At 62.3% G+C, this 19,890-nt stretch carries 19 protein-coding genes; 16 read left to right on the top strand and 3 right to left on the bottom strand.

Annotated elements, in window-relative coordinates; genetic code table 11:
- Positions 1-161: 161 nt before the first annotated feature.
- The gene (locus tag B472_RS10170; protein WP_019427491.1) at positions 162-1,754 is read right to left on the bottom strand and encodes a GMC family oxidoreductase; all 1,593 of its coding nucleotides are present in this window, start codon (positions 1,752-1,754) and stop codon (positions 162-164) included.
- Between the two features lie 215 nt (positions 1,755-1,969).
- On the opposite strand from B472_RS10170, the gene B472_RS10165 reads away from it, so the two are divergent.
- The gene (locus B472_RS10165) at positions 1,970-3,121 is read left to right on the top strand and encodes an alkane 1-monooxygenase (protein WP_019427490.1); all 1,152 of its coding nucleotides are present in this window, start codon (positions 1,970-1,972) and stop codon (positions 3,119-3,121) included.
- 20 nt (positions 3,122-3,141) lie between these two features.
- Here the strand turns inward: B472_RS10165 and B472_RS10160 are convergent, their stop codons facing one another.
- Positions 3,142-3,873 carry a Crp/Fnr family transcriptional regulator gene (locus B472_RS10160; RefSeq protein ID WP_019427489.1) on the bottom strand — a complete coding sequence of 244 codons (732 nt, stop codon included), beginning with the start codon at positions 3,871-3,873 and terminating at the stop codon, positions 3,142-3,144.
- A 143-nt stretch (positions 3,874-4,016) separates the two neighbouring features.
- Between B472_RS10160 and B472_RS10155 the strand changes: the two genes are divergently transcribed.
- The 10 genes from B472_RS10155 (at position 4,017) to B472_RS10110 (ending at position 12,077) form a co-directional block, all read left to right on the top strand.
- Entirely contained in the window at positions 4,017-5,015 is a 999-nt protein-coding gene (locus tag B472_RS10155; protein WP_157951972.1) for an ABC transporter substrate-binding protein, read from the top strand.
- Between the two features lie 34 nt (positions 5,016-5,049).
- Positions 5,050-5,814, top strand: coding sequence for an ABC transporter ATP-binding protein (locus B472_RS10150; protein WP_019427487.1), 765 nt, complete (start codon positions 5,050-5,052; stop codon positions 5,812-5,814).
- The gene (locus B472_RS10145; RefSeq protein ID WP_019427486.1) at positions 5,804-6,559 is read left to right on the top strand and encodes an ABC transporter permease; all 756 of its coding nucleotides are present in this window, start codon (positions 5,804-5,806) and stop codon (positions 6,557-6,559) included. Before B472_RS10150 ends, B472_RS10145 begins: the two co-directional genes overlap by 11 nt.
- Positions 6,560-6,594: 35 nt before the next feature.
- Entirely contained in the window at positions 6,595-7,653 is a 1,059-nt protein-coding gene (locus tag B472_RS10140; RefSeq protein ID WP_157951971.1) for a TauD/TfdA family dioxygenase, read from the top strand.
- Between the two features lie 29 nt (positions 7,654-7,682).
- Complete coding sequence (locus B472_RS10135) at positions 7,683-9,176, top strand: aldehyde dehydrogenase family protein (RefSeq protein ID WP_157951970.1); 1,494 nt, start codon at positions 7,683-7,685, stop codon at positions 9,174-9,176.
- Between the two features lie 9 nt (positions 9,177-9,185).
- Positions 9,186-9,800: a BMC domain-containing protein gene (locus B472_RS10130; protein WP_019427483.1), complete on the top strand. Its 615-nt coding sequence runs from the start codon at positions 9,186-9,188 to the stop codon at positions 9,798-9,800.
- The gene (locus B472_RS10125; RefSeq protein ID WP_019427482.1) at positions 9,797-10,762 is read left to right on the top strand and encodes a nuclear transport factor 2 family protein; all 966 of its coding nucleotides are present in this window, start codon (positions 9,797-9,799) and stop codon (positions 10,760-10,762) included. Before B472_RS10130 ends, B472_RS10125 begins: the two co-directional genes overlap by 4 nt.
- Complete coding sequence (locus B472_RS10120) at positions 10,759-11,028, top strand: EutN/CcmL family microcompartment protein (RefSeq protein ID WP_019427481.1); 270 nt, start codon at positions 10,759-10,761, stop codon at positions 11,026-11,028. Before B472_RS10125 ends, B472_RS10120 begins: the two co-directional genes overlap by 4 nt.
- A gap of 69 nt (positions 11,029-11,097) precedes the next feature.
- The gene (locus tag B472_RS10115) at positions 11,098-11,370 is read left to right on the top strand and encodes a BMC domain-containing protein (RefSeq protein ID WP_019427480.1); all 273 of its coding nucleotides are present in this window, start codon (positions 11,098-11,100) and stop codon (positions 11,368-11,370) included.
- 29 nt (positions 11,371-11,399) lie between these two features.
- Positions 11,400-12,077 (top strand): hypothetical protein, encoded by a 678-nt coding sequence (locus B472_RS10110; protein WP_019427479.1) that lies wholly within the window; start codon positions 11,400-11,402, stop codon positions 12,075-12,077.
- Positions 12,078-12,220: 143 nt separating this feature from the next.
- Here the strand turns inward: B472_RS10110 and B472_RS10105 are convergent, their stop codons facing one another.
- Positions 12,221-12,997: an IclR family transcriptional regulator gene (locus B472_RS10105; protein ID WP_019427478.1), complete on the bottom strand. Its 777-nt coding sequence runs from the start codon at positions 12,995-12,997 to the stop codon at positions 12,221-12,223.
- 193 nt (positions 12,998-13,190) lie between these two features.
- On the opposite strand from B472_RS10105, the gene B472_RS10100 reads away from it, so the two are divergent.
- From B472_RS10100 to B472_RS10080, 5 genes are read left to right on the top strand one after another with little or no spacing between them, the layout of a single operon-like run.
- The gene (locus tag B472_RS10100) at positions 13,191-14,165 is read left to right on the top strand and encodes a tripartite tricarboxylate transporter substrate binding protein (protein ID WP_019427477.1); all 975 of its coding nucleotides are present in this window, start codon (positions 13,191-13,193) and stop codon (positions 14,163-14,165) included.
- 26 nt (positions 14,166-14,191) lie between these two features.
- Complete coding sequence (locus B472_RS10095; RefSeq protein WP_026039644.1) at positions 14,192-14,983, top strand: enoyl-CoA hydratase/isomerase family protein; 792 nt, start codon at positions 14,192-14,194, stop codon at positions 14,981-14,983.
- A 29-nt stretch (positions 14,984-15,012) separates the two neighbouring features.
- Positions 15,013-17,115 carry an acetate--CoA ligase family protein gene (locus B472_RS10090; RefSeq protein WP_026039643.1) on the top strand — a complete coding sequence of 701 codons (2,103 nt, stop codon included), beginning with the start codon at positions 15,013-15,015 and terminating at the stop codon, positions 17,113-17,115.
- Positions 17,116-17,125: 10 nt separating this feature from the next.
- Positions 17,126-18,478 (top strand): MmgE/PrpD family protein, encoded by a 1,353-nt coding sequence (locus B472_RS10085; RefSeq protein WP_019427474.1) that lies wholly within the window; start codon positions 17,126-17,128, stop codon positions 18,476-18,478.
- 58 nt (positions 18,479-18,536) lie between these two features.
- The gene (locus B472_RS10080; RefSeq protein ID WP_019427473.1) at positions 18,537-19,859 is read left to right on the top strand and encodes a leucine-rich repeat-containing protein kinase family protein; all 1,323 of its coding nucleotides are present in this window, start codon (positions 18,537-18,539) and stop codon (positions 19,857-19,859) included.
- The last annotated feature ends 31 nt before the right edge of the window (positions 19,860-19,890 follow it).

Raw genomic sequence — 19,890 nt, 5'->3', positions numbered from 1 at the left:
CAGGTGCCTGCGGCAGACTCAGCTGCCGCAGGCACCTGCCAGGGCTCAGAGGCGCTTCGCTTGGCCACATCGCCCCGACGGGGCAACGGCATCTGAGTCATGGTGTTCATGGACAAAGCGCTTTCGGGCGCTTTTCCTTTGGGTTCACAACCCAAGTGACATCAAGGCCTTGAAGCCCGTATCCAATCCGCCGCCTTCTCAGCCATCATGATCGTCGGCGCATTGGTGTTGCCGCTCACGATGCGCGGCATGACCGAGGCATCCACCACGCGCAGGCCGGGCACGCCGTGCACGCGCAACTGCGCATCCACCACCGCCATGTCGCCTTGACCCATGCGGCAGGTGCCCACCGGGTGGTAGACCGTGTCGGCGTTTTGGCGAATCCAGTGATCCAGTTGTTCATCGGTTCGCGCATCGGCAGACTCAGCCCACTCTTTGCCATACGCGGCCAAGGCGGGCTGGGACAAGATGTTTTGAGCCTGACGAACCCCGTCGCGCAAGCGCTGCAGGTCACGCGGATCGCTCAAAAACTGGGGGTCGATCAGCGGTGCGCTGTGCGGGTCGCGGTCGACCAATTGCACGCGGCCACGGCTGTCGGGTTGCAGCAAACACACATGCAAAGAGTAGCCATGCCCCAGCGTCAGTTGGCGGCCATGGTCCACCAGTTTGGCCACCACAAAGTGCAGCTGAATGTCAGGGTGCGCCACGTCGGGCCGGCTTTTGTAAAACGCACCACCTTCTGCAAAATTGGTGGTCAGTCGCCCGGTGCGGTGTTGCCGCCAGGCCCACAACGCCTGCAAGGTGTGCCACATGCCTTGGGGTGACACGCCGATCAAATCGGTGTGCCCCGGCGCATCGGCCACCAGCACCGCATCGGGGTGGTCGTGCAGGTTTTCGCCCACGCCGGGCAAGTCGCGCAGCACCTCGATGCCCAGGCTTTGCAAGTGCGCGGCCGGCCCAATGCCCGAACGCATGAGGATGGCGGGCGACTGAAAAGCGCCTGCGCTCAAAATGATCTCGCGCCGGGCGGTCACGGTCTGCGCCCTGCCACCTTGCAGGGTGTGCACCTGCCGCGCCACGCCATCCACCAAGCCGATGCGGTCCACCGTCACCCCGGTCATCACATGCAATTTGGGTCTGCCCAAGTTGGGCGTGAGGTAGGCCTTGGCCGCGCTGAAGCGCTCGCCCGCCTTTTGCGTGACCTGGTAAAGGCCCACGCCTTCTTGCGTGGGGCCGTTGAAGTCGGTGGTGTGCGCCAAACCTGCTTGTATGCCGGCCTCGACAAAGCGTTTGGCAAACGCATTGGGGCTTTGCAGGTCGGCCACGTTCAAAGGGCCGTTTTGGGCATGCCACTCGTTGTGGATGCGCTCGTTGTGTTCGGCCTTGAGAAAGTAGGGGAAGACCTCGGCCCAGGACCAACCCGTGCAACCTTGCTCGGCCCAGTGGTCGTAATCGGCCTGTTGGCCACGGATGTAGGCCATCGCATTGGTCGAGCTGGAGCCGCCCAAAGTGCGGCCACGCGGCTGAAAACCAATGCGGCCATTCAAGCCGGGCTGCGGCACGGTGTTCAGGCCTTGCGAGACGATTTCGGTGCGGGCCATGAGCGCAATGCCCGCTGGGCAATGGATCAAAGCGCTGGTGTCGGGCGGCCCGGCTTCGATCAGGGCCACCTGCACGGCAGGGTCTTCGCTCAGGCGGCTGGCCAGCACACAACCGGCCGAGCCACCGCCCACGATCACGTAGTCAAAGTCCATGCATTCCCCCCATCCAAATGTTTTGTGTGGCCAATATAAGGGCTCCAGCGTGTCGCGGCGTGTCTTGTGCGCATCAGGGTTTTTCCCAGCAAACCCCTCGCCCTGGCGACATCTCGTGGATCTAAACACCCTTCACAATGTCACCACATTGGGAGACAAGTTATGCGGACCGTCCTTGAGTTTGTTGGCCCTCAACGCCTCAGCAGGCCTCAGCCGTGAACAATCCAGGCATTCCGCTCGAAGAGGCTTGGCAAGACAAGCGTTGGTGGTGGTTGCTCAGCCCTGCCATCCCTCTGGTGTTCACCGCCTCCTTGCTGGCCTTTGTCTGGACGGGGCAATGGTGGTGCATGCTGCTGGCCCCACTCATCATCCATGTGTTGCTGCCCGTGCTTGACAGCGTGTTTGGCGAGGACTTCAGCAACCCGCCCGAATCGGCGGTGGCACAACTCGAAGCCGATGTGTTTTACCGCGCCATGGTGTGGGCCTATGTGCCTGTGCAAGGGATCGGCACCGTCTTGGGTGCTTGGATCGCGGTCACCCAACCGTTGGCTTGGATGGGCTATGCCGCTTTGGTGCTCACGGTGGGGGCCATCAATGGCATTGGCATTGGCACCGCGCACGAGTTGGGCCACAAAAAAGAAACGCTGGACCGCTGGCTGTCCAAGATCGCCCTGGCGCCCAGTGCGTATGGCCACTTTTTTGTCGAGCACAACCGGGGCCACCACAAACGCGTGGCCACACCCGAAGACCCGGCGAGTGCTCGCATGGGCGAGGGCTTTTGGGCCTTTTTGCCACGCTCGGTCTGGGGCAGCCTGCAATCGGCTTGGACACTGGAACAAGAGCGCTTGAAGCTTCAAGGGCACAGCGTTTGGCACCCCCAAAACCACAACCTACAAGCTTGGGGCCTGACGCTGGTTTTGTTTGGCGCGCTGGTGGCATGGCTCGGCTGGATGGTGCTGCCGTTTTTGGTGTTGCAAGCCGTGTACGCCGCCTCGATGCTGGAGGTGGTGAACTATTTGGAGCACTACGGCTTGCTGCGACAACAAGACGCCAGCGGCCGCTACGTGCGCTGCGAGCCCGAGCACTCGTGGAACAGCAACCACCTGGTGGGCAACCTCTTGCTGTACCAGCTGCAAAGGCACTCTGACCACCACGCCCACCCCAGCCGGCGCTTCCAAGCGCTGCGGCATTTCGCCACGGCGCCGCAACTGCCCGCAGGCTACGCCACCATGATCTCGGTGGCCTATTGCCCGCCCCTGTGGTTTGCGTGGATGGACCACCGCGTGATGGGCCACTACGGTGGGAACTTGAGCCTGGTCAATCTGCAGCCATCAGCACGGTCCAGACTCACGCAGCGCTGGGGCTGAAGGTTGAGGGGCTCGAAAGTTCAGGGATTGTTGGGCTTGAGGAGAACGATGTTGCGGTAACCGAGCCGAACCAAGCCCTGGTCTTGCAAGTGCCGCAACTGCTGGTTGACGCGCTGACGCGATGCCGAAGCTGCTTGGGCCAGGTCGGACTGGCTCACGCGCAGCATCACACCATCGGGTACAGCCACACTGTTGAATTTGGCAATGCGCTCCAGCGTGGCCCACACGCGTTGCTCCAGGCTATGTATACCCCGATCGGCCAGGGTGTCAAACAGTTGGTTGATGCGCAGGCCCAGAATGCGCAGCAGGTCCAGCGCCACCACCGGATCGCGCCCAATCAGCTCCATCAGTCGGGCGCGTTCGATGTGCAAGACCTGCGTCAAACCGTGAGAGACCATATCGGCCGGATTGGTGGCTTGGGCAAACACCGAGCTCAAGCCTGCGATTTCTCCCGGCAACATCCAGCGCAGCAATTGCTCCTCGCCTTCCGAGGTGATCACGCTGATGCGCACGCGGCCACTGACCACCAGCCAAGCCGCCGAGGTGGGTTGGCCCCGGCTGAGCAAGACCTGGCCATCGTTCCAAGTGCGCAGCACGCCCACGCTTTGCAGCGCTTGGGTCGAGCGCGTTGTCAGACCTGAGTTTTGCGCCCAGTCCTTCTTGAGCTCATCAGCGTCCAGCGCTTTGAAAACAGGCGCGCGCTTGCTGTTGCTTCGGCTTTTGGTCGGTGTGCGCGGAGATGGCGATGGCATGGTGGGTCTGGATGAAATGGGTTTGTTTTGAGTGCTTTCCCCTAAATTGTCACATCAGAAACAATTCGCAGCATTCGGGGGGACTTAAATCAGGGCCACCGAGCTTGACGGTGATCAAGTCAAAGAACCACATTGGAGACGACATGAAATTTTCTGCCCCTGCTTTTGTACGCACCACCCTGGGTGCCATCGCCTTGACCCTGGGCGCCAGCGCCATGGCGCAGTCCGTGGTGCGCTTCCAAGACTATCCTGGCACCGGCAATCTGTTGGTGCGCGTGGCCCAAGAACAAGGTTTCTGCCAGCAAGCGGGCATTCGCTGCGAACTGCGAACCATCCCCGGAGCGCCGCTCGGCATGCAGACCATGCTCTCGGGTGACATCGAAGTGTTTTTTGGCCCGACCGAAGTGGCGGTTGCCGCCGTCGCCCGCAAGGCGCCCATCAGCATCATTGCTGCAGGTTTCGTGGACCCGGTGTTTTTCATGGCCGCAGGTGCAAAAACCGAATTGGAAACTGAAAAAGAAGGCTACCCCGGTGTGGTCAAGTCCTTCAAAGGCAAGAAAATCGGCGTGACCCAACGCGGCTCAGGCGCTGAATTTCAGGTGATCGACATGCTGGCCGATGTGGGCCTGACCGCGAACGACGTGACCTTTGTGGCCGTGGGTGCGCCCGACACGGCCTTTCCTGCGCTCACGCGCGGCCAGGTCGATCTGATCATGACCTTCCCGCCCGCCGACGGCATGTGCGAAGTGCTCAAGGCCTGCCGCCTGGTGGTGGACCCCCGCAAAGGGCAGGGCCCCAAGAGCATGCTGGCGACCCGGGGAGGCGCTGGTGCCATGGCGGTGAAGGCCGAATGGGCAGCGGCCAATCCGCAAACGGTGGCCGCTATCCGCAGGATGCTGGACTTGTCGGATGCCTTTGTGTCCAACCCAGCCAACTTCGGCAAGACACTGGAGATCCTGCGCAAGACCTTTGCCCTGCAATTGCCCAACGCAGACCAGATCGCTGAGGTGAGCCTGCGCAACTCCATCGGCAACTTCAAGGCCCGTGGCACCGTGCCAGCCATGCAGGCGGTGGCCAATGCCATGACCGAAAACAAGCTCTTGCCCGCCAGAGTGGACATGGCCCCGGCAGTCTTGCCCTGAACGACGACGGCAGCGAGTTTCCCAGGGCACATCCATGATCGACGCACAGCGCATCGACCTGAGCTTTGACGGCACCCACTTGGTGTTGCAGGGTGTGGACCTGCACGTCAAGGCGGGGGAGTTTGTCGCGCTCGCAGGTCCCAGCGGCTGTGGCAAAACCACCTTGCTCAACCTGTGCGCGGGCTTGGTCGATTTGCCTGCAGGTCAACGTCTGCTGGTGGCGGGCGAACAGCCAGCGCTGGGCAGCCACAACGTGGCTTACATGTTGGCCCGCGACAGCCTGTTTCCCTGGCTCAATGCGCTGGACAACGCCGCCTTTGGCCTGAAGGTTCGGGGTGTGCCGGTTGCGGATGCCCGTGAACGGGCCGCCTTGATGCTCAAGCAGGTCGGACTCGGTGGGTCCGAGTACCGCCTGCCCAAGGCGCTGTCACATGGCATGCGCCAGCGCGTGGCGCTGGCCCGCACCTTTGCCATGCCGTCGCCCCTGCTGCTCATGGACGAGCCCTTCGGCGCACTGGACGCGCAAACCAAGCTGCAGCTTCAAGACCTGCTCTTGCAGTTGTGCCAAGAAGGCAACCGCACAGTGCTGTTTGTGACGCACGACCTGTCTGAAGCCGTTGCGCTGGCCGACCGGGTGATGGTGATGTCCTCGCGTCCGGGGCGGATCGTGGCCGATGTCAAAGTGCCACTGGCGCGCCCGCGCTCTATCCGTGAGCTGCAGACCAGCGATGACTTTCACCACACCTACACCCAAGTCTGGAAACATCTCGAAGAAGGGTGGGTGCACCATGAGGGCTGAAACATTGCGGACGCTGTCATGGCATGCCCTGTTCCTGTGCGTGGTGCTGGGCTTATGGGAGTGGGGTGCCCGAACAGGTTGGGTTGACCCGAGTTTCATGGGCAGCCCGCTCGGCATCATCCAGTTCACACTGGACAACCTGACCAACGCCCGCCTGTGGGGCGATCTGGGCTACACCCTGTTGGCCGTGTTCGCGTCTTTTGTCATTGGCTCGGTCGCCGCCATGATCACGGGCTTGGCCTTTGTCACTTGGCCCAAGTTCGAGGCCTTTTGTGAGCCCTACATCTCGGCCTTCAATGTGCTGCCGCGCATTGCGCTGGTGCCGCTGTTCATTTTGTGGTTTGGCCTAGGCATCGGCTCCAAGATCGCGCTGGGGGTTTCGCTGACGTTCTTCATCGTGCTGTCCAGCACGGTCGCCGGCATTCGCGGCGTTAGCCAAGACCATGTGACGCTCACCCGTACCCTGGGTGCCAGCAGTCGGCAGATGTTTTTTTCAGTCACATTGCCGGGCGCTGTTCCGGTGCTTTTCTCAGGATTGCGCTTGGGCGTGATCTATGCCTTGCTGGGCGTGGTGGGCGCAGAGGTCATTGCTTCTGAGCGTGGCCTCGGACAACAACTCGCTTATTTGGGATCCACATTCAACGTCAACGGCGTGTGGTCGCTGCTGTTTGATCTGGCGCTCATCGGGGTGCTCATCATGAAGCTGATGAACTGGATCGAACGCCGTTTGTTGCACTGGCAATGAAGCCGTTGGCCACAACACACCAAGGAGAGAAAAAAATGAACTTCCGTCATATCCAAGTGGATCCCATGACGCCCACCATTGGCGGCATGATCAGCGGCGTTGACCTGAACAACACCCGATCAGAAGACGTCTACGAAGAAATCAAAAAAGCGCTGTGGCAGTACGGCGTGGTGTTTTTCCGCAAACAGGCTCTGAAGCCCGAGTCTTACATCCGTCTGGGCCAAAATTTTGGCGAGATGGAGCAGCACGAGTTCTTCCCGCACATCGAGGGTCACCCCCAGATCCAGCTGATCTCGAACCAGGGCAACGAAGCCCCTGAGACCGACCGCTGGCACACCGACGTGACCTTCCGCAAAAAGCCCAACATGGTGTCGATTTTGCGCATCACCGACTTGCCCCCGTCGGGCGGCGACACCATGTGGATGCACGCAGGCGCAGCCTACGATGCCCTCAATCCTGGCATGCAGCAAATGCTGGAAGGCCTGCAGGCCGACCATGATTTGCCTTGGCACTTCCGCCGCATCAACGCCAGCGAGCGCTTTGCCAAACGTGCTTCTGCCAAGAGCGGCATGATGGTCACGGCGAGTGAGCAAGAGTGCAAGATGATCGAGAACACGCCCACGGTGTCGCACCCGGCGGTGATCACGCACCCCTACAACGGCCGCAAGATTTTGTTTGTGAATTCGATCTGGACCAAGCGCTTGTTGGGCATGCACATGGACTTGTCCGAGGCGGTGTTGAACATGCTCTACGAGTGGGTCAAAAAGCCCGAGTTCATGGTGCGTTTCCGCTGGGAAAAAGACTCGCTGGCCATGTGGGACAACTGCGCCACGCAGCACTACGCGGTGTTCGACTACGCGCCGCACTACCGCGCCGGTCAGCGCATGACCTGCGGCAGTTTTGTACCTACGCTCAACCCCGGTGCAGCCACGGGTGCAACATCGGGCGGCCAGCCCTCGGTGATGCGCCAGTTGCTCGACACCACCCGCATGCAAGCGGCCAGCCCGCGTGAGCAGCAGGCGGTGGAGGCGATTTTCAGCGCACTCGAAAGCGTGGACCTGAACGCCGTGGCCAGTGCCGCCCAGCGCCGTTGAACGCCGCTGAACCCGGAATGCACCCTGTCATGAGTTCAAGCAACCCCATCGAGCTGGCCGACCACGACCTGGCCGCCTTGCAGGAAGCCCGCGATCTGCTGGGCCGTGCCCGGCAAGCCGCCGACACGCTGGCACTGTGGACGCCCGAGGAGGCCAAACGCGTGGCCAAAGAAGTGGCTGCGGCCTTGCTGCCGCGTGCCGAGTTTTATGCCGAGTGGGCGGTGCGCGAAAGCCGCATCGGCAAAGTGGCCGACAAGGTCGCCAAGAACCAGATCGCTTGCACGCTCACGCCCACGGCCTGGGACAACGTCGCTCTGGGTGGCGTGCGCCGCAACGACGCGCTGCGCATCGTCGAGATCGGCCGCCCTGCGGGGGTGGTGGTGGGTTTGTCCAACTCCACCTCGCCCGTGGCCACCATCATGTTCAAGGCTATTCTTTGCCTGATGACGCGCAACGCGCTGGTCATTTCGCCGCACCCGGTGGCGCTGGGCTGCTGCACCGCCGTGACGCATGAATTGCAAGCCGCCATCGAAAAAGCCGGCGGCCCGGCCCATGCGCTGCAAATCCTGACCCGCCCCACGGTCGAGGCCACGGGCGCGCTGATGCGTGACGCCCGCACCGACGTGATTTTGGCCACCGGTGGCACGCCCATGGTGCGTGCGGCCTATGGCTCGGGCAACCCCGCCATTGGCGTGGGCTCGGGCAATGTGCCGATTTATGTGGACGCCAGTGCCGACATCGAAGCGGCTGCGCAGACCATTGTGGCCGCCAAGAATTTTGACCACGGCAGCCCCTGCCAGGCTCCTTCGGTGCTCTTGCTGCATGCGGGCATTGCCGGACCCATGCAGCAAGCGCTGGCCGGTCAGGGTGCGCATGTGTGCAGCGAAGAGGAGGCGCAGAAAATCCAGAACCATGCATTTCCTGGTGGCAAGTTCAACGGCAAGGTGGTGGGACGCCCCGCGTTCGAGATCGCGCAGGCCGCTGGCGTGCAGGTGCCGCGCGACTGCCAGGCCCTGATCTGTCCCATCGCCAACCCACAGCCGGGCCATGTGATGCTCAAGGAAAAGCTCTCGCCGATTTTGGGCTGCGTGGTGGTGCAAGACGTTGACCAGGGCATTGGCGTGGCGCGGCTCATGCTGCAGCACAGCGGCGCAGGCCACACCACCGGCATCCACTCGGCATCGGCCGAGCAGGCGGTGTACTGGGGCGCGGCCCTCGACTATTACCGCGTGGTCGTCAACGGCTCCACCGTGCACGACAGCACAGGGGCCAACACCGGCTTGCCTTACACCTTCACCATCGGCACGGGTTACGCGGGCAAAAGCTCGGTGGACTGCAACGTCGGCCCCGAGCTGCTGGTCAATTGGAAACGCGTGGCCTTTCCGCTGCCGGGCGGCTGGGCCGGGGCCATGGCTTCGGGTGCAGCTTTGCCAGGGGCCCCAGGCCAGTTGTCCACCCTCACGCCTGAACTTCAGGCCACCGTCCTGCGCATCGTGCAGGAAGAACTCGAACACCTTCGCTGAAAGCCCCCCATGTCCACTTTGCGCAGTTACATTTTTCTGGACCGCTTGCAGCCACAACTGATGTGCATGCTGGGGTCGACGGCCCGTGGCTTTTTGCCACGCCACAACGACGCTGCCATGGTGATCGAAGTCGCCCCCGGCATGGACATCGAGTGGCTGACCGACATCGCTTTGAAGCACGACAACGTCAAACCCGGCAACCTGGTGGTCGAGCGTCAATTCGGCTATCTGGAGTTCCACGGCCAATCTTCTTCGTCCGTCAAGTCGGCCGGTGCTGCCGTGCTGGATGCCATGGGTGTGAGCGAGAAAAGCGTGCTCAAACCCGAAATCCTGGCCTCCAAAGTCATTGACCGGGTCGACGGTTACCACGCGTTTTTGATCAACCGCAGCAAATCGGGCAGCATGCTCTTGCCCGGCGAATCGCTCTACATCATGGAGATGACCACCTCGTCTTATGCGCTGCTGGTGGCCAACGAGGCCGAGAAGGCAGCCAACGTGAAACTGATCGACTGCCGCTTCATGGGGCCAGCCGGACGTCTGTATTTGTCGGGCACCGCATCCGACGTGCGCACCGCCGCTGCAGTGGCCGAAGCCGTGATCCGCGACTCAGGAGGCGCTGCATGAGCACAGACGCTTTGCGCGAACAAATCCGTGCGCAGGTGCGAAAAGCTTTGGGCGCTGCGCCCAGCCCAGCCCCGGCGGCTGACGCGTCCGTGGCGGCTTTGATGCGCCGCTTTGAAGCCGGTTACGAGACCGTGAGCGCCGAGGCCATCGTGGCCTGCTTTGCGCCCGATGTGGTCTGGATCCTGCCCGATTCGCGCGTGCTCAATGGCCGTGAAGCCTGCCTGACGTTTTTGAAAGAGCGCTTTGCCAGCCCCACTGGCCCGAAGTTTTCGGATTCGCACATGAACGTGCTGGGCCAAACCGTGGTGCAAAACTACAAAGTGTCCGTGCCGCTGCCCGGTGGCCAAATGGCTACCCTCGACGGCACAGATGTCTACCAAATACGCGATGGCCTGATCGCCCGCAAAGACGCTTACTGGAAGCAAGTGGGCATGTCCAAGCCTGCAGCCACACCTTCAGCGCCATCGGCACCCACTCAGGCCGCTGCCAGCCCCGCAGGCGTGGTGGTGCCCTTGCGAGTGGGCACGGCCGCGCAAGCCGCTGCGCTGACCGACCTGTTCAAGCGCCTGGCCGCCAGCCCCGCACTGCTGCAAGCGGCGCAATCGGGCTTGCTGCGTTTTGACATGCGTGTGGACGAAGCGGCGGTGAAAGCCGTGGCGGCCTCTGCTGGCGCGTCCGGTGGAGCCTCGGCCATGGCCGCCACCACCGCCATCGACCCGGCCGCTTGCTGCCCCTCGTGCAAAGAAGGCAAGGCCTGCGAATGCAAGGGCGACACCTGCGATCTGCACGATCACAAAGCGCAAGTCCCTGAACTCAAAGGCGTGATCGGCGAGAAGCTGCTCAAAACCTTGCCCGCCAGCGTCAAAACCGTTCGCATCCACCCCAAAGCGGTCTTGACCCCTTTGGGCAAAGAAGCCCTGCGCAAGCGCGGCATCACCATTGACCGAGGAGCTACCCCATGAAAACAGGAACCGTGATCGGCCGTATTGTGGCCAGCAAGCGCCTGCCCGAACTGCCCGCTGGTGCATTGCTGGAGGTGCAACTGGACTACCCCAAGGACGTGGTCGTCTGCTACGACCCCATGGGTTGCGGCATTGGCGAGCGCGTGATGATCACCATCGGCGCCCCCGCCGCCTGGTGGTTTGCCCCAGCGCACCCGCGTGTGGTGGCCGATGCCTTGATCATCGCCTCGCTCGACAACTACGACACCCCCACACCGATGCGTTGACGCAGCGGCACTTTTTCCCCTCACCCTTTCCCTCAACCCTTTCTTTTTAAACCCCTCAAGGAGACTCTCATGTCACAAGCCATCGGAATGATCGAAACCAAAGGTTATGTTGCTGCCTTCGCGGCCGCTGACGCCATGGTCAAAGCCGCCAACGTCAACATCGTTGGCAAAAAAGAAGTCGGTGGCGGCCTGGTCGCCATCATCGTCTCGGGCGACGTGGGTGCCGTCAAAGCGGCCACAGAAGCCGGTGCTGAAGCTGCAGGCGCGATCGGTGAAGTGGTGTCCTGCCACGTCATCCCACGCCCACACGCTGACGTGTCCAAAGCCTTCGACGGCAAGTGATCGCAGGCTGTTGCAGATAAGGAGGCCGCATGGCCACAAGCAAAAAAGCCACAGCGCCCGCCAAACCGCCGGCCAAGCCGGCCGCTGAGCTTCGGGTTTACCTGACGCTCACCGACCTGCAGCCCCAGTTCTCCTCGTGGATGAGTTCGCCCTTGGGCGCACGCGGCTACGTGGCGATGCAAGGCACCCACGCGCTGCTGGTCGAGATCGCCCCCGGCCTGTCCATCCAACGCGTGATTGACTTGGCCCTCAAAGCCGAGCCCACACTCGAGCCCGGCATCCTGGCGGTGGAGCGGCAGTTTGGCGTGCTGGAGTTGCACAGCAACGACAGCGCAGCGCTGCAGCGAGCCGGCCAAGTCATCCTGCAATGGATGGGCGCACAGGCCGAAGATCAGCTGCGCCCACATCTGCTGTACAGCGACATTCTGGAAAACGTGACCGACCAGCACGCCGTGCTGATGAACCGCACGCGCCAGGCCAGCATGGTGCTGCCTGGCCAGAACATGCTGCTCATGGAAGTGGCCCCGGCCCTGTTCGGTGCCCACATGGCCAACGAAGCCGAAAAAGTGGCGCCCGACCTGACCCTGGTCGAGTGCAGCATGATCGGTGCCAGTGGCCGCATGTACCTCACGGGCAGCATGGCTTCTCTCGAAAAAGCCAAAGCCCATGTGGAGCAACTGCTCTCGGAAATTCCGGGCAGAGCTTAAGTCAGAAGAAGTACGCCGTATGCGCCACTGGCCACGGTGGTGGTCGGGTCTTCTGGCTTCAAATCGCCAAGACAAAGCCGTCAGTCCTGATCGGGCAGACGGCTTGGCAAATCCTCGCGCTCAAATTTTGTAAGACCACGATCTCATGGCCATTTGGCCAGCGCCAAATCGATGTCTGCCTTCAAGGCGAGGAGTTGGGGCGCCAAGGTCTCGATCCAGGGCTCGATTTTTCCGGGCGTCGATACGCTGACATTGATGATGCAAACACCCTCTGCAGAATGCAGCGCGGTGGACAAGGCCAACACTTCAGGTTGCCAACTGGCCCAGCAATAGCCCTTTTCATTCATGCAAAGTTTTGAGGCCTCTATGGCCAGCTTGACCTCTTTCCAGTGCCTGCCATTGCGTCGCTTGAAGATCGGCTCCAGCAGGTGGTAACGCTCTGTTGGCACCGTGGCCAAATAAGCCTGCCCCAAGGATGTCAGCTCCATCGGAACCCGCTGACCCGACACCACACTGCGCAGCGCCAACCGGCGGTTGTAGCGGATGGATTCGAGGTAAACCATCTCGTCGCGATCGGGGTATGCCAAGCCCACATTGATGTGCTCTCGCTCTGCCAAAGCACGCATCAAAGGCGCTGCAACGGCCAGCACTTGCGAGCCTGAGCGCATCGCATGGCCCAAGCTCAGCACCAAAGGTGCCAGTCGGTAGGCTCGGCGGACTCGGTCTTGTTGCAGCAAACCAGCCGCCACCATCGTTTGCGTGAGGCGACTGACCGTCGATGCAGACAAACCTGTGCGCTCTGCAATCTCGCCATTCCCCAACAAATCTGAGCCCGGACGGAACGCCCGAAGGATGTCGGCGCCGCGCAGCAAGGAACGGTTGATGGTGGAGCGGCCTGGATTTTCTTCGAAGGAACTCACGGCAAGATGGATCAGGGTTTACCCAATTCACTGGGGCAGCCAGGGACAGGTTTTGGGCCATTTTAATTCCACCTGATGGAAATGCATGGGTTCTCAAAAGTCTCAAGCCCTCTAAGCTGAAGGTTCCATCCCATGTTCGTCGCTGCGGCGCACAAGATGCCGCACTTGAGCCCACCCATCACGGAGACACCACATGACCATTTTTTCTTCCAGCCTGCGAACCATGGCCAACGCCATAGGACTGGGTTTGGCCCTTTTGGCCGGCCTTGCCCACGCGGAGTTTCCTGACAAACCCGTGCGCATCGTCGTGCCATTTGCCCCCGGCGGCGGCACCGACCTGATTGCGCGCACCTTGGGTCAAGGCATGTCGCAAGCACTGGGCCAGCCGGTCGTCATCGACAACAAACCCGGCGCGGGCACGGTGATCGGCACCGACTTGGTGGCCAAAAGTGCCCCCGATGGCTACAACTTGGTCATCGCCACACTGGCGCACGCGGTGAACCCCAGTTTGCTCAGCAAACTGCCCTACAACAACGACACGGCCTTCGCACCGGTCAGCCTGATCGGCCGCGGCCCCAACGTGTTGGTGGTGCGCACCGAAAGTCCGTTCAAAACGGTCAAAGACGTCTTGGATGCAGCAAGGTCGGGCAAGAAGTTGACCTATGCCTCACAAGGCAATGGCACCTCAGCCCACCTGGCGGGCGAAATGTTCGCCAACTTGACCAAGCTTGATTTCTTGCACATTCCCTACCGCGGCGCAGGACCCGCCATGGTCGATGTGCTGGGCGGTCAGATCGACCTGTTCTTTGGCACAGCAGCGGCCGTGGGCAACTTGGTGGATCAAGGCAAGTTGCGCGCACTTGCCGTGACGACGCCCGAACCTTCGCCCGCGTTCAAGGGCGTGCCCACCGTGGCCGCCTCGGTTCCTGGCTATGCGGTGGAGAGCTGGTATGGCTTTTTTGTTCGCGCAGGAACGCCCGCTCCGGTGATCGCCAAGCTGAACGCCGCCGTCAAAAAAGCTGCACTGAACCCCGAATTTGTCAAGAAGGTCGAGCAAGAAGGCTTGATCGTCACCGCGTCTGAACCCGCAGAGTTCGATCGCTATGTGAAAGCCGAAGAAGCACGCTGGAGAAAGATCGTGAAAGAAAACAACATCAAAGCCGACTGAACACTGACAACGACACCCCAATGACCATGGACTACCAACTTCTTGAATTGGCCGTGAACAACGGCATTGCCACTCTCACGCTCAACCGCCCCGACAAGCGCAACGCCATGAGCGACGACATGCGCACAGAGTTCATCGCCGCATTGGAGTCGGTGACGGCCGACAAAGCCATCCGTGCCCTGGTGCTGACCGGCGCGGGCAAGGGCTTTTGTGCGGGCGGCGACATCAGCGGCATGCAAAAGCGCATGAACGCCCCGGCGGGCGAAGTCGGCTTCAATGGCTGGCACCGTCAGCAGCGGGTGCACACCGCGCAGTCGCTGCTGCACACCTGCCCCAAGCCAGTGATCGCGGCGGTCAACGGCGCAGCATCGGGATTGGGTGCAGACACGGCGTTGGCCTGTGACTTCATCATCGCCAGCGAGTGGGCCAGTTTTGCTTGGTCGTACATGCTGCGCGGCATCATTCCAGACGGTGGCGGTATGTACTTTTTGCCACGCCGCGTGGGCTTGGCCAAGGCCAAAGAGCTGATCTTCACCGGCCGCCAAGTCAAGGTGGACGAGGCGCTGGCCCTGGGCATCGTGGACCGCAAAACCAGCGCCAACACGCTGTTGGCGGACGCACAAGCTTGGGCCAAAGAACTGAGCCAAAACTCCAGCACCGCCATGGCTTTGACCAAAACCATCTTGAACCAAAGCTTTGAGATGAGCTCGCACGACGTGTTTGCACAAGGCAGCCAAGCGCAAGGCATCTGCTACACCAGCAGCGAGCACCGCGCATCGGTCGAAGCCTTTTTGGCCAAGTCCGCAGGCCAGGCCTGAACACCATGACTGCCCCTGTGAGTGCGCCCATGAATGCAATTTCTCGTTTGCTGCAGCCCCGCAGCGTCGCCGTCATTGGCGCATCGGCCGACGCCAGCAAAACCGCTGGCCGGCCGGTGGCTTACCTGCAAAAACACGGCTTTACCGGGCGCATCCTGCCCGTCAACCCCAAGGTCGACCACATTGGTGATCTGCCTTGTTATGCCGACATCGCCTCGCTGCCCGAGACGCCCGATGTGGCCATCGTGCTGCTGGGGGCCGAGCGTGCCCACTTGGCGGTGAAAGAACTTTCGGCGCGTGGCTGCGCGGCGGCCATCGTGTTGGCCAGTGGCTACACCGAGACCGGCGAGGATGGTGCACGCCGTCAACAACAACTCATGGAAGCGGCCGGTGCCATGCGCATCTTGGGCCCCAACACCATCGGTCTGGTGAACCTGACCGACAGCATCGTGCTCTCGGCCACCGGTGCGCTAGAGATGGCGCAGTTTCCAATCGGTAGCATTGGCGTGGTGTCGCAAAGTGGTGGCATTTTGGGTTCGCTGCTCTCGCGGGCTGCTGCACGCGGCATTGGTCTGTCCAAGCTGATTTCCACCAGCAACGAGGTGGACTTGGAGTTGGCCGATTTCATTGACCACTTGGCCGACGACCCGGCCACGCAGGTGATTGCGCTTTACATCGAAACCGTGCGCGACCCCGCCAAGTTCCGCGCCGCATGCCTGAAAGCCGCACGACTGGGCAAACCGGTGGTGGCCTTCAAGATTGGCCGCTCTGAAGCCGGTGCACAAGCCGCCGTGTCGCACACCGGGGCCATGGCAGGTGCCGACCGCATGTACGACGCGCTTTTCAAACAAGTGGGCGTGATCCGCGCACAGACCTTCAACGACCTGCTGGACATTCCCGTGGCACTGGCCACCGGCCGCCATCTGCGCGGCCAGCGTGTGGCCATCCTCACCAGCACCGGCGGTGCGGGTACGCTGGTGTCCGACGACTTGGGCGTGGGGGGGTTTGAAACCCCCGCACCCGACGACGCCACCGCCGAGGCGCTGCGTGCGCTGCAAACCGGCAGCGAAGCCGTGCTCGACCGCAACCCGATCGACGTGACCTTGGCCGGCCTGCGCCCCGACCTGCTGCGCGGCGCGATACGCGCCTTGTTGGCCAGCCCCAGCTACGACGCGCTGGTGATCATCGTGGGTTCGTCCAGCTTGGCAATGCCCGAGCTGATGGCCCATGCCATTCGCGACTGTTTGCCGGAGTCGGACAAACCCGTGATGGCCTATGTCAGCCCGCACGCCCCGGAAGTAGGCGCACTGCTGACCCGCAGCGGTGTGCCCGCCTTTGCCGCTGCCGAGAGCTGCACAGCCGCGTTGGCCGCCATGCTGAAAGTCGGCCGCTTTGTGGCTCCGGCCCAAGAAGACGAGGTCTCCAGTGCTGTCGCCATTGCCACCGGGGAGTTACCTTCCGGCTCGCTCGACGAAGCGCAAGCCAAACAAGTGTTTGCGCGCTTCAATGTGCCCTGTGCGGCCGAGCGCATCGTCACCACAGCCACCGAAGCCGAGGCCGCTGCGCGCGAACTGGGTGGCCGTGTGGTGCTCAAAATCCTCTCTTCGCAGATCACCCACAAGAGCGACGTGGGGGGGGTGGCCATTGGCCTGACGCCCGAAACGGTGGGTGAACGCATGGCGACCATGAGCGCCGAAGTGCTGGCCAAAGCAGGCGTGCGCCCTGAACGCTTTTTGGTGCAAGAGATGGTGGGGGGCGGCACCGAATTGATTTTGGGGCTGCACCGCGATGCGCTAGGCACGGCCGTGCTGCTGGGCATGGGCGGGGTGACGGCCGAGTTGTTTCAAGACACCACGCTGCGCCTCTTGCCGCAAAACGCGCAAGGGCTGAAAAGCCTGAGCCGCGCCGACGCGCTGGCCATGGCGCAGGACCTGAAAACCTGGCCCTTGCTCGATGGCTTTCGGGGCCGCCCCAAAGCCGATGTCAAGGCACTGGTAGACGCGATCGTCGCTTTTTCGGCCATGGCCGCGCAATTGGGCGATCGCTTGGTCGAGGCCGAGATCAACCCGGTGTTTGTGCGTGCGCATGGCCAAGGCGTGAGCGCTGCCGATGGCGTCCTCGTGCTGGCATAAGAGCTGGTCTATGACCCACACCGAACCCGCATCCAAGCCCTTGGCGGTCGAAACATTCGCCCGCTTCGCCGTGGGCTTTGCCCAAGCCCCGCTGCCGCCTGAGGTGGCACACCACGCCCAGCGTGCGGTGATCGATTGGTACGCTGCCCTCTACCCAGGCCTGAACACGCCGGCAGTGCAGGTGCTGACCCACGCCCTGGCCGATGACCTGGACCGGGGCACGGCCCAACTGGTGCAAGGGCGCGCGGCCACCCCGCGCGCAGCCGCCTTGATCCAGGGCACAGCCGCCCACGCGGCAGAAGTGGACGACAGCTTTCGCGATGCCATGTATCACCCCGGCGCAGCCACCATCGCCGCGGCTTTGGCCGTGGCCCAGTCGGTGCGCGCGAGTGGACCCGAGTTTTTGCGCGCCGTGGTGCTGGGTTATGAAGTCTCCACCCGCATTGGCGTGGTCATGGGGCGGTCTCATTACAAATACTGGCACAACACCGGCACCATGGGCAGCTTTGGGGCCGCTGCCGCAGCTGGCAGTTTGTTGAAGTTGGACGAAGTGGCTTTTGCCAATGCCTTGGCCATCGCCGCCACCTTCACCGCAGGTCTGCAACAAGCCTTTCGCTCAGAGGCGATGGCCAAGCCCTTGCACGCCGGCCGTGCAGCCGAAGCGGGTGTTTTGGCAGCCCAATTGGCCGCAGGCGGCATGCGCAGCTCGCTCGATGTGCTGGAGGGCGAATCGGGTCTGGGTCAGGCCATGAGCCAAGGTCCGGACTGGTCCCAAATCGGGGCCACGCTGGGCACCGACTTTCACATCACCCGCCTCACCTTCAAAAACCACATCGGCTGCGGCCACACCTTTGCGGCCATCGACGGCGCTCTGGCCTTGCAACAAACGCACGGCTTTGGCCATGCCGACATTGCGCATGTGCAGCTGGGCGTGTACCAACCCACACTCGACATCGCGCCGCATGCGGACCCGCAAAACGCCGACCAAGCGCGCTTCAGCCTGCACTACATGGTGGCCAGCGCTTTGGTGCATGGCAGCGTGCGTCTGTCGGCCTTCACGCCCGAGCGATTGAACGACCCGCACACCCGTGCGCTCATGCAGCGCATCGACAAAGCGCTGGACCTGGAAGTGGACGCCGCATTCCCTGGGCGTCGCGGTGCGCGGGTGGCCATCACCCTGCGCGACGGTCGGCAGCTGAATTTTCTGCAACCGGACCGCAAGGGTGACCCTGAGCTGCCCCTGTCCGATGCCGACCTGGAAGGCAAGCTCATGGAGCTGGCTTCGCCGGTGATTGGCGAGACGGGTGCACGCGCTTTGCTCGAGCGGATTTGGCAATTGCACCAAAGCGACCCGCTTTGTTGAACAATGCTCACCCGTATCCCATGCCAAGAACGGGGCTGGGCACTTTCTGACCGGATCCATGCACACCCTCGAACAATTGCGCAGCGGCGCCCTGGCTGGCACACGCCGCCTGGACCTGACTTGCGGGCTGACCGACCTGCCCGAAGAAGTCTTTGATTTGGCCGACACGCTGGAGGTACTCAACCTCAGCGGCAACCGGCTGCACGATCTGCCCCACCAACTGACCCGCCTGCACCAACTGAAGGTCCTGTTCGCCTCGGACAATGCATTTGAGGTGCTGCCCGAAGTGTTGGGCGATTGTCCACATTTGCAGGTGGTCGGCTTCAAGGCCAATCGCATCGCGCAGGTGCCACCCGCTGCTTTGCCGCCCGCTTTGCGCTGGCTGATCCTGACCGACAACGCACTCCCCTCTTTGCCAAGCGCCTTAGGCCAGCGGCCTGCTCTGCAAAAGTTGATGCTGGCGGGCAACCACTTGGAAGCGTTGCCCGAAAGCCTACAAGCCGCACACGGCCTGGAGTTGCTGCGCATATCGGCCAACCGTCTGACCCAAGTGCCCGATTGGTTGATCGAATTGCCCCGCCTGTCCTGGCTGGCCTTGGCGGGCAACCCCTTCGGCTGGACTTGGTCTGCTGGGCAAAGTACACCCGTCTGTTTGCCCCGCATGGCCTGGGCGGACCTGACACACGGGCCGCTGCTGGGAGAGGGCGCATCAGGACATATTTACCAAGTTCAAGCAAACCATTGGCAGCAGCCCTTGGCTCTGAAAATCTTCAAAGGCGAAGTGACCAGCGATGGCCTGCCCGAAGACGAGCTGGCGGCCAGTTTGGCGGCAGGCCAACACCCCGCACTCACCACGCCCGTGGCCAGGCTCATGGGCCACCCCACACAAGCCCAAGGTTTGCTGATGCCGTTGGTTCCAGCCGCCCACGTCAATTTGGCGGGGCCGCCCAGCCTGCAGACTTGCACCCGCGATATCTACCCGCCGGGCTTTCAGCTCTCGCCCAACTTGGCGCTGGGCATCGCAGCCGATGTGGCCAGCGCCCTGGCGCACCTGCACCAGCGCGGTGTGATGCACGGCGATTTGTATGCGCACAACATCTTGTTCGACCCCGAACATGGCCAAGCACAACTTGGCGATTTCGGGGCGGCCACCCGGCTACCCACCCAGCCAAGCGATTTGTGCCGTGACCTGTTGGCACTGGAGGTGCGGGCCTTGGGGTGCTTGCTGGAGGAATTGGCTGCGGCCACTGTTGCGCACACCGAGCATCGAGCGGCACCAACCCTTCAAACCTGGGGCCAAGCTTGTTTGTCTGCAGTCCCGCATCAGAGGCCTGCGGTGGCCGAGGTCGCGCAGGCACTCCAAGTCGCACGGCGATGGTGACTGAAAAATACTGTTATCTTTGCCCATTGAA

The organism is Limnohabitans sp. Rim28 (assembly GCF_000293865.2).
Taxonomy (GTDB): Bacteria; Pseudomonadota; Gammaproteobacteria; order Burkholderiales; family Burkholderiaceae_C; genus Limnohabitans_A.
This window is presented reverse-complemented; position numbering and strand designations above follow the sequence as displayed.

Excerpts from the sequence above, each read along its gene's own strand:
- B472_RS10160 (WP_019427489.1), bottom strand. The coding sequence starts at position 3,873 with ATGCCATCGCCATCTCCGCGCACACCGACCAAAAGCCGAAGCAACAGC.
- B472_RS10170 (WP_019427491.1), bottom strand. The coding sequence starts at position 1,754 with ATGGACTTTGACTACGTGATCGTGGGCGGTGGCTCGGCCGGTTGTGTG.
- B472_RS10140 (WP_157951971.1), top strand. The coding sequence starts at position 6,595 with ATGAACTTCCGTCATATCCAAGTGGATCCCATGACGCCCACCATTGGC.
- B472_RS10080 (WP_019427473.1), top strand. The coding sequence starts at position 18,537 with ATGCACACCCTCGAACAATTGCGCAGCGGCGCCCTGGCTGGCACACGC.
- B472_RS10115 (WP_019427480.1), top strand. The coding sequence starts at position 11,098 with ATGTCACAAGCCATCGGAATGATCGAAACCAAAGGTTATGTTGCTGCC.
- B472_RS10120 (WP_019427481.1), top strand. The coding sequence starts at position 10,759 with ATGAAAACAGGAACCGTGATCGGCCGTATTGTGGCCAGCAAGCGCCTG.
- B472_RS10150 (WP_019427487.1), top strand. The coding sequence starts at position 5,050 with ATGATCGACGCACAGCGCATCGACCTGAGCTTTGACGGCACCCACTTG.
- B472_RS10125 (WP_019427482.1), top strand. The coding sequence starts at position 9,797 with ATGAGCACAGACGCTTTGCGCGAACAAATCCGTGCGCAGGTGCGAAAA.
- B472_RS10085 (WP_019427474.1), top strand. The coding sequence starts at position 17,126 with ATGACCCACACCGAACCCGCATCCAAGCCCTTGGCGGTCGAAACATTC.
- B472_RS10135 (WP_157951970.1), top strand. The coding sequence starts at position 7,683 with ATGAGTTCAAGCAACCCCATCGAGCTGGCCGACCACGACCTGGCCGCC.
- B472_RS10145 (WP_019427486.1), top strand. The coding sequence starts at position 5,804 with ATGAGGGCTGAAACATTGCGGACGCTGTCATGGCATGCCCTGTTCCTG.
- B472_RS10155 (WP_157951972.1), top strand. The coding sequence starts at position 4,017 with ATGAAATTTTCTGCCCCTGCTTTTGTACGCACCACCCTGGGTGCCATC.
- B472_RS10090 (WP_026039643.1), top strand. The coding sequence starts at position 15,013 with ATGAATGCAATTTCTCGTTTGCTGCAGCCCCGCAGCGTCGCCGTCATT.
- B472_RS10095 (WP_026039644.1), top strand. The coding sequence starts at position 14,192 with ATGGACTACCAACTTCTTGAATTGGCCGTGAACAACGGCATTGCCACT.
- B472_RS10130 (WP_019427483.1), top strand. The coding sequence starts at position 9,186 with ATGTCCACTTTGCGCAGTTACATTTTTCTGGACCGCTTGCAGCCACAA.
- B472_RS10110 (WP_019427479.1), top strand. The coding sequence starts at position 11,400 with ATGGCCACAAGCAAAAAAGCCACAGCGCCCGCCAAACCGCCGGCCAAG.
- B472_RS10100 (WP_019427477.1), top strand. The coding sequence starts at position 13,191 with ATGACCATTTTTTCTTCCAGCCTGCGAACCATGGCCAACGCCATAGGA.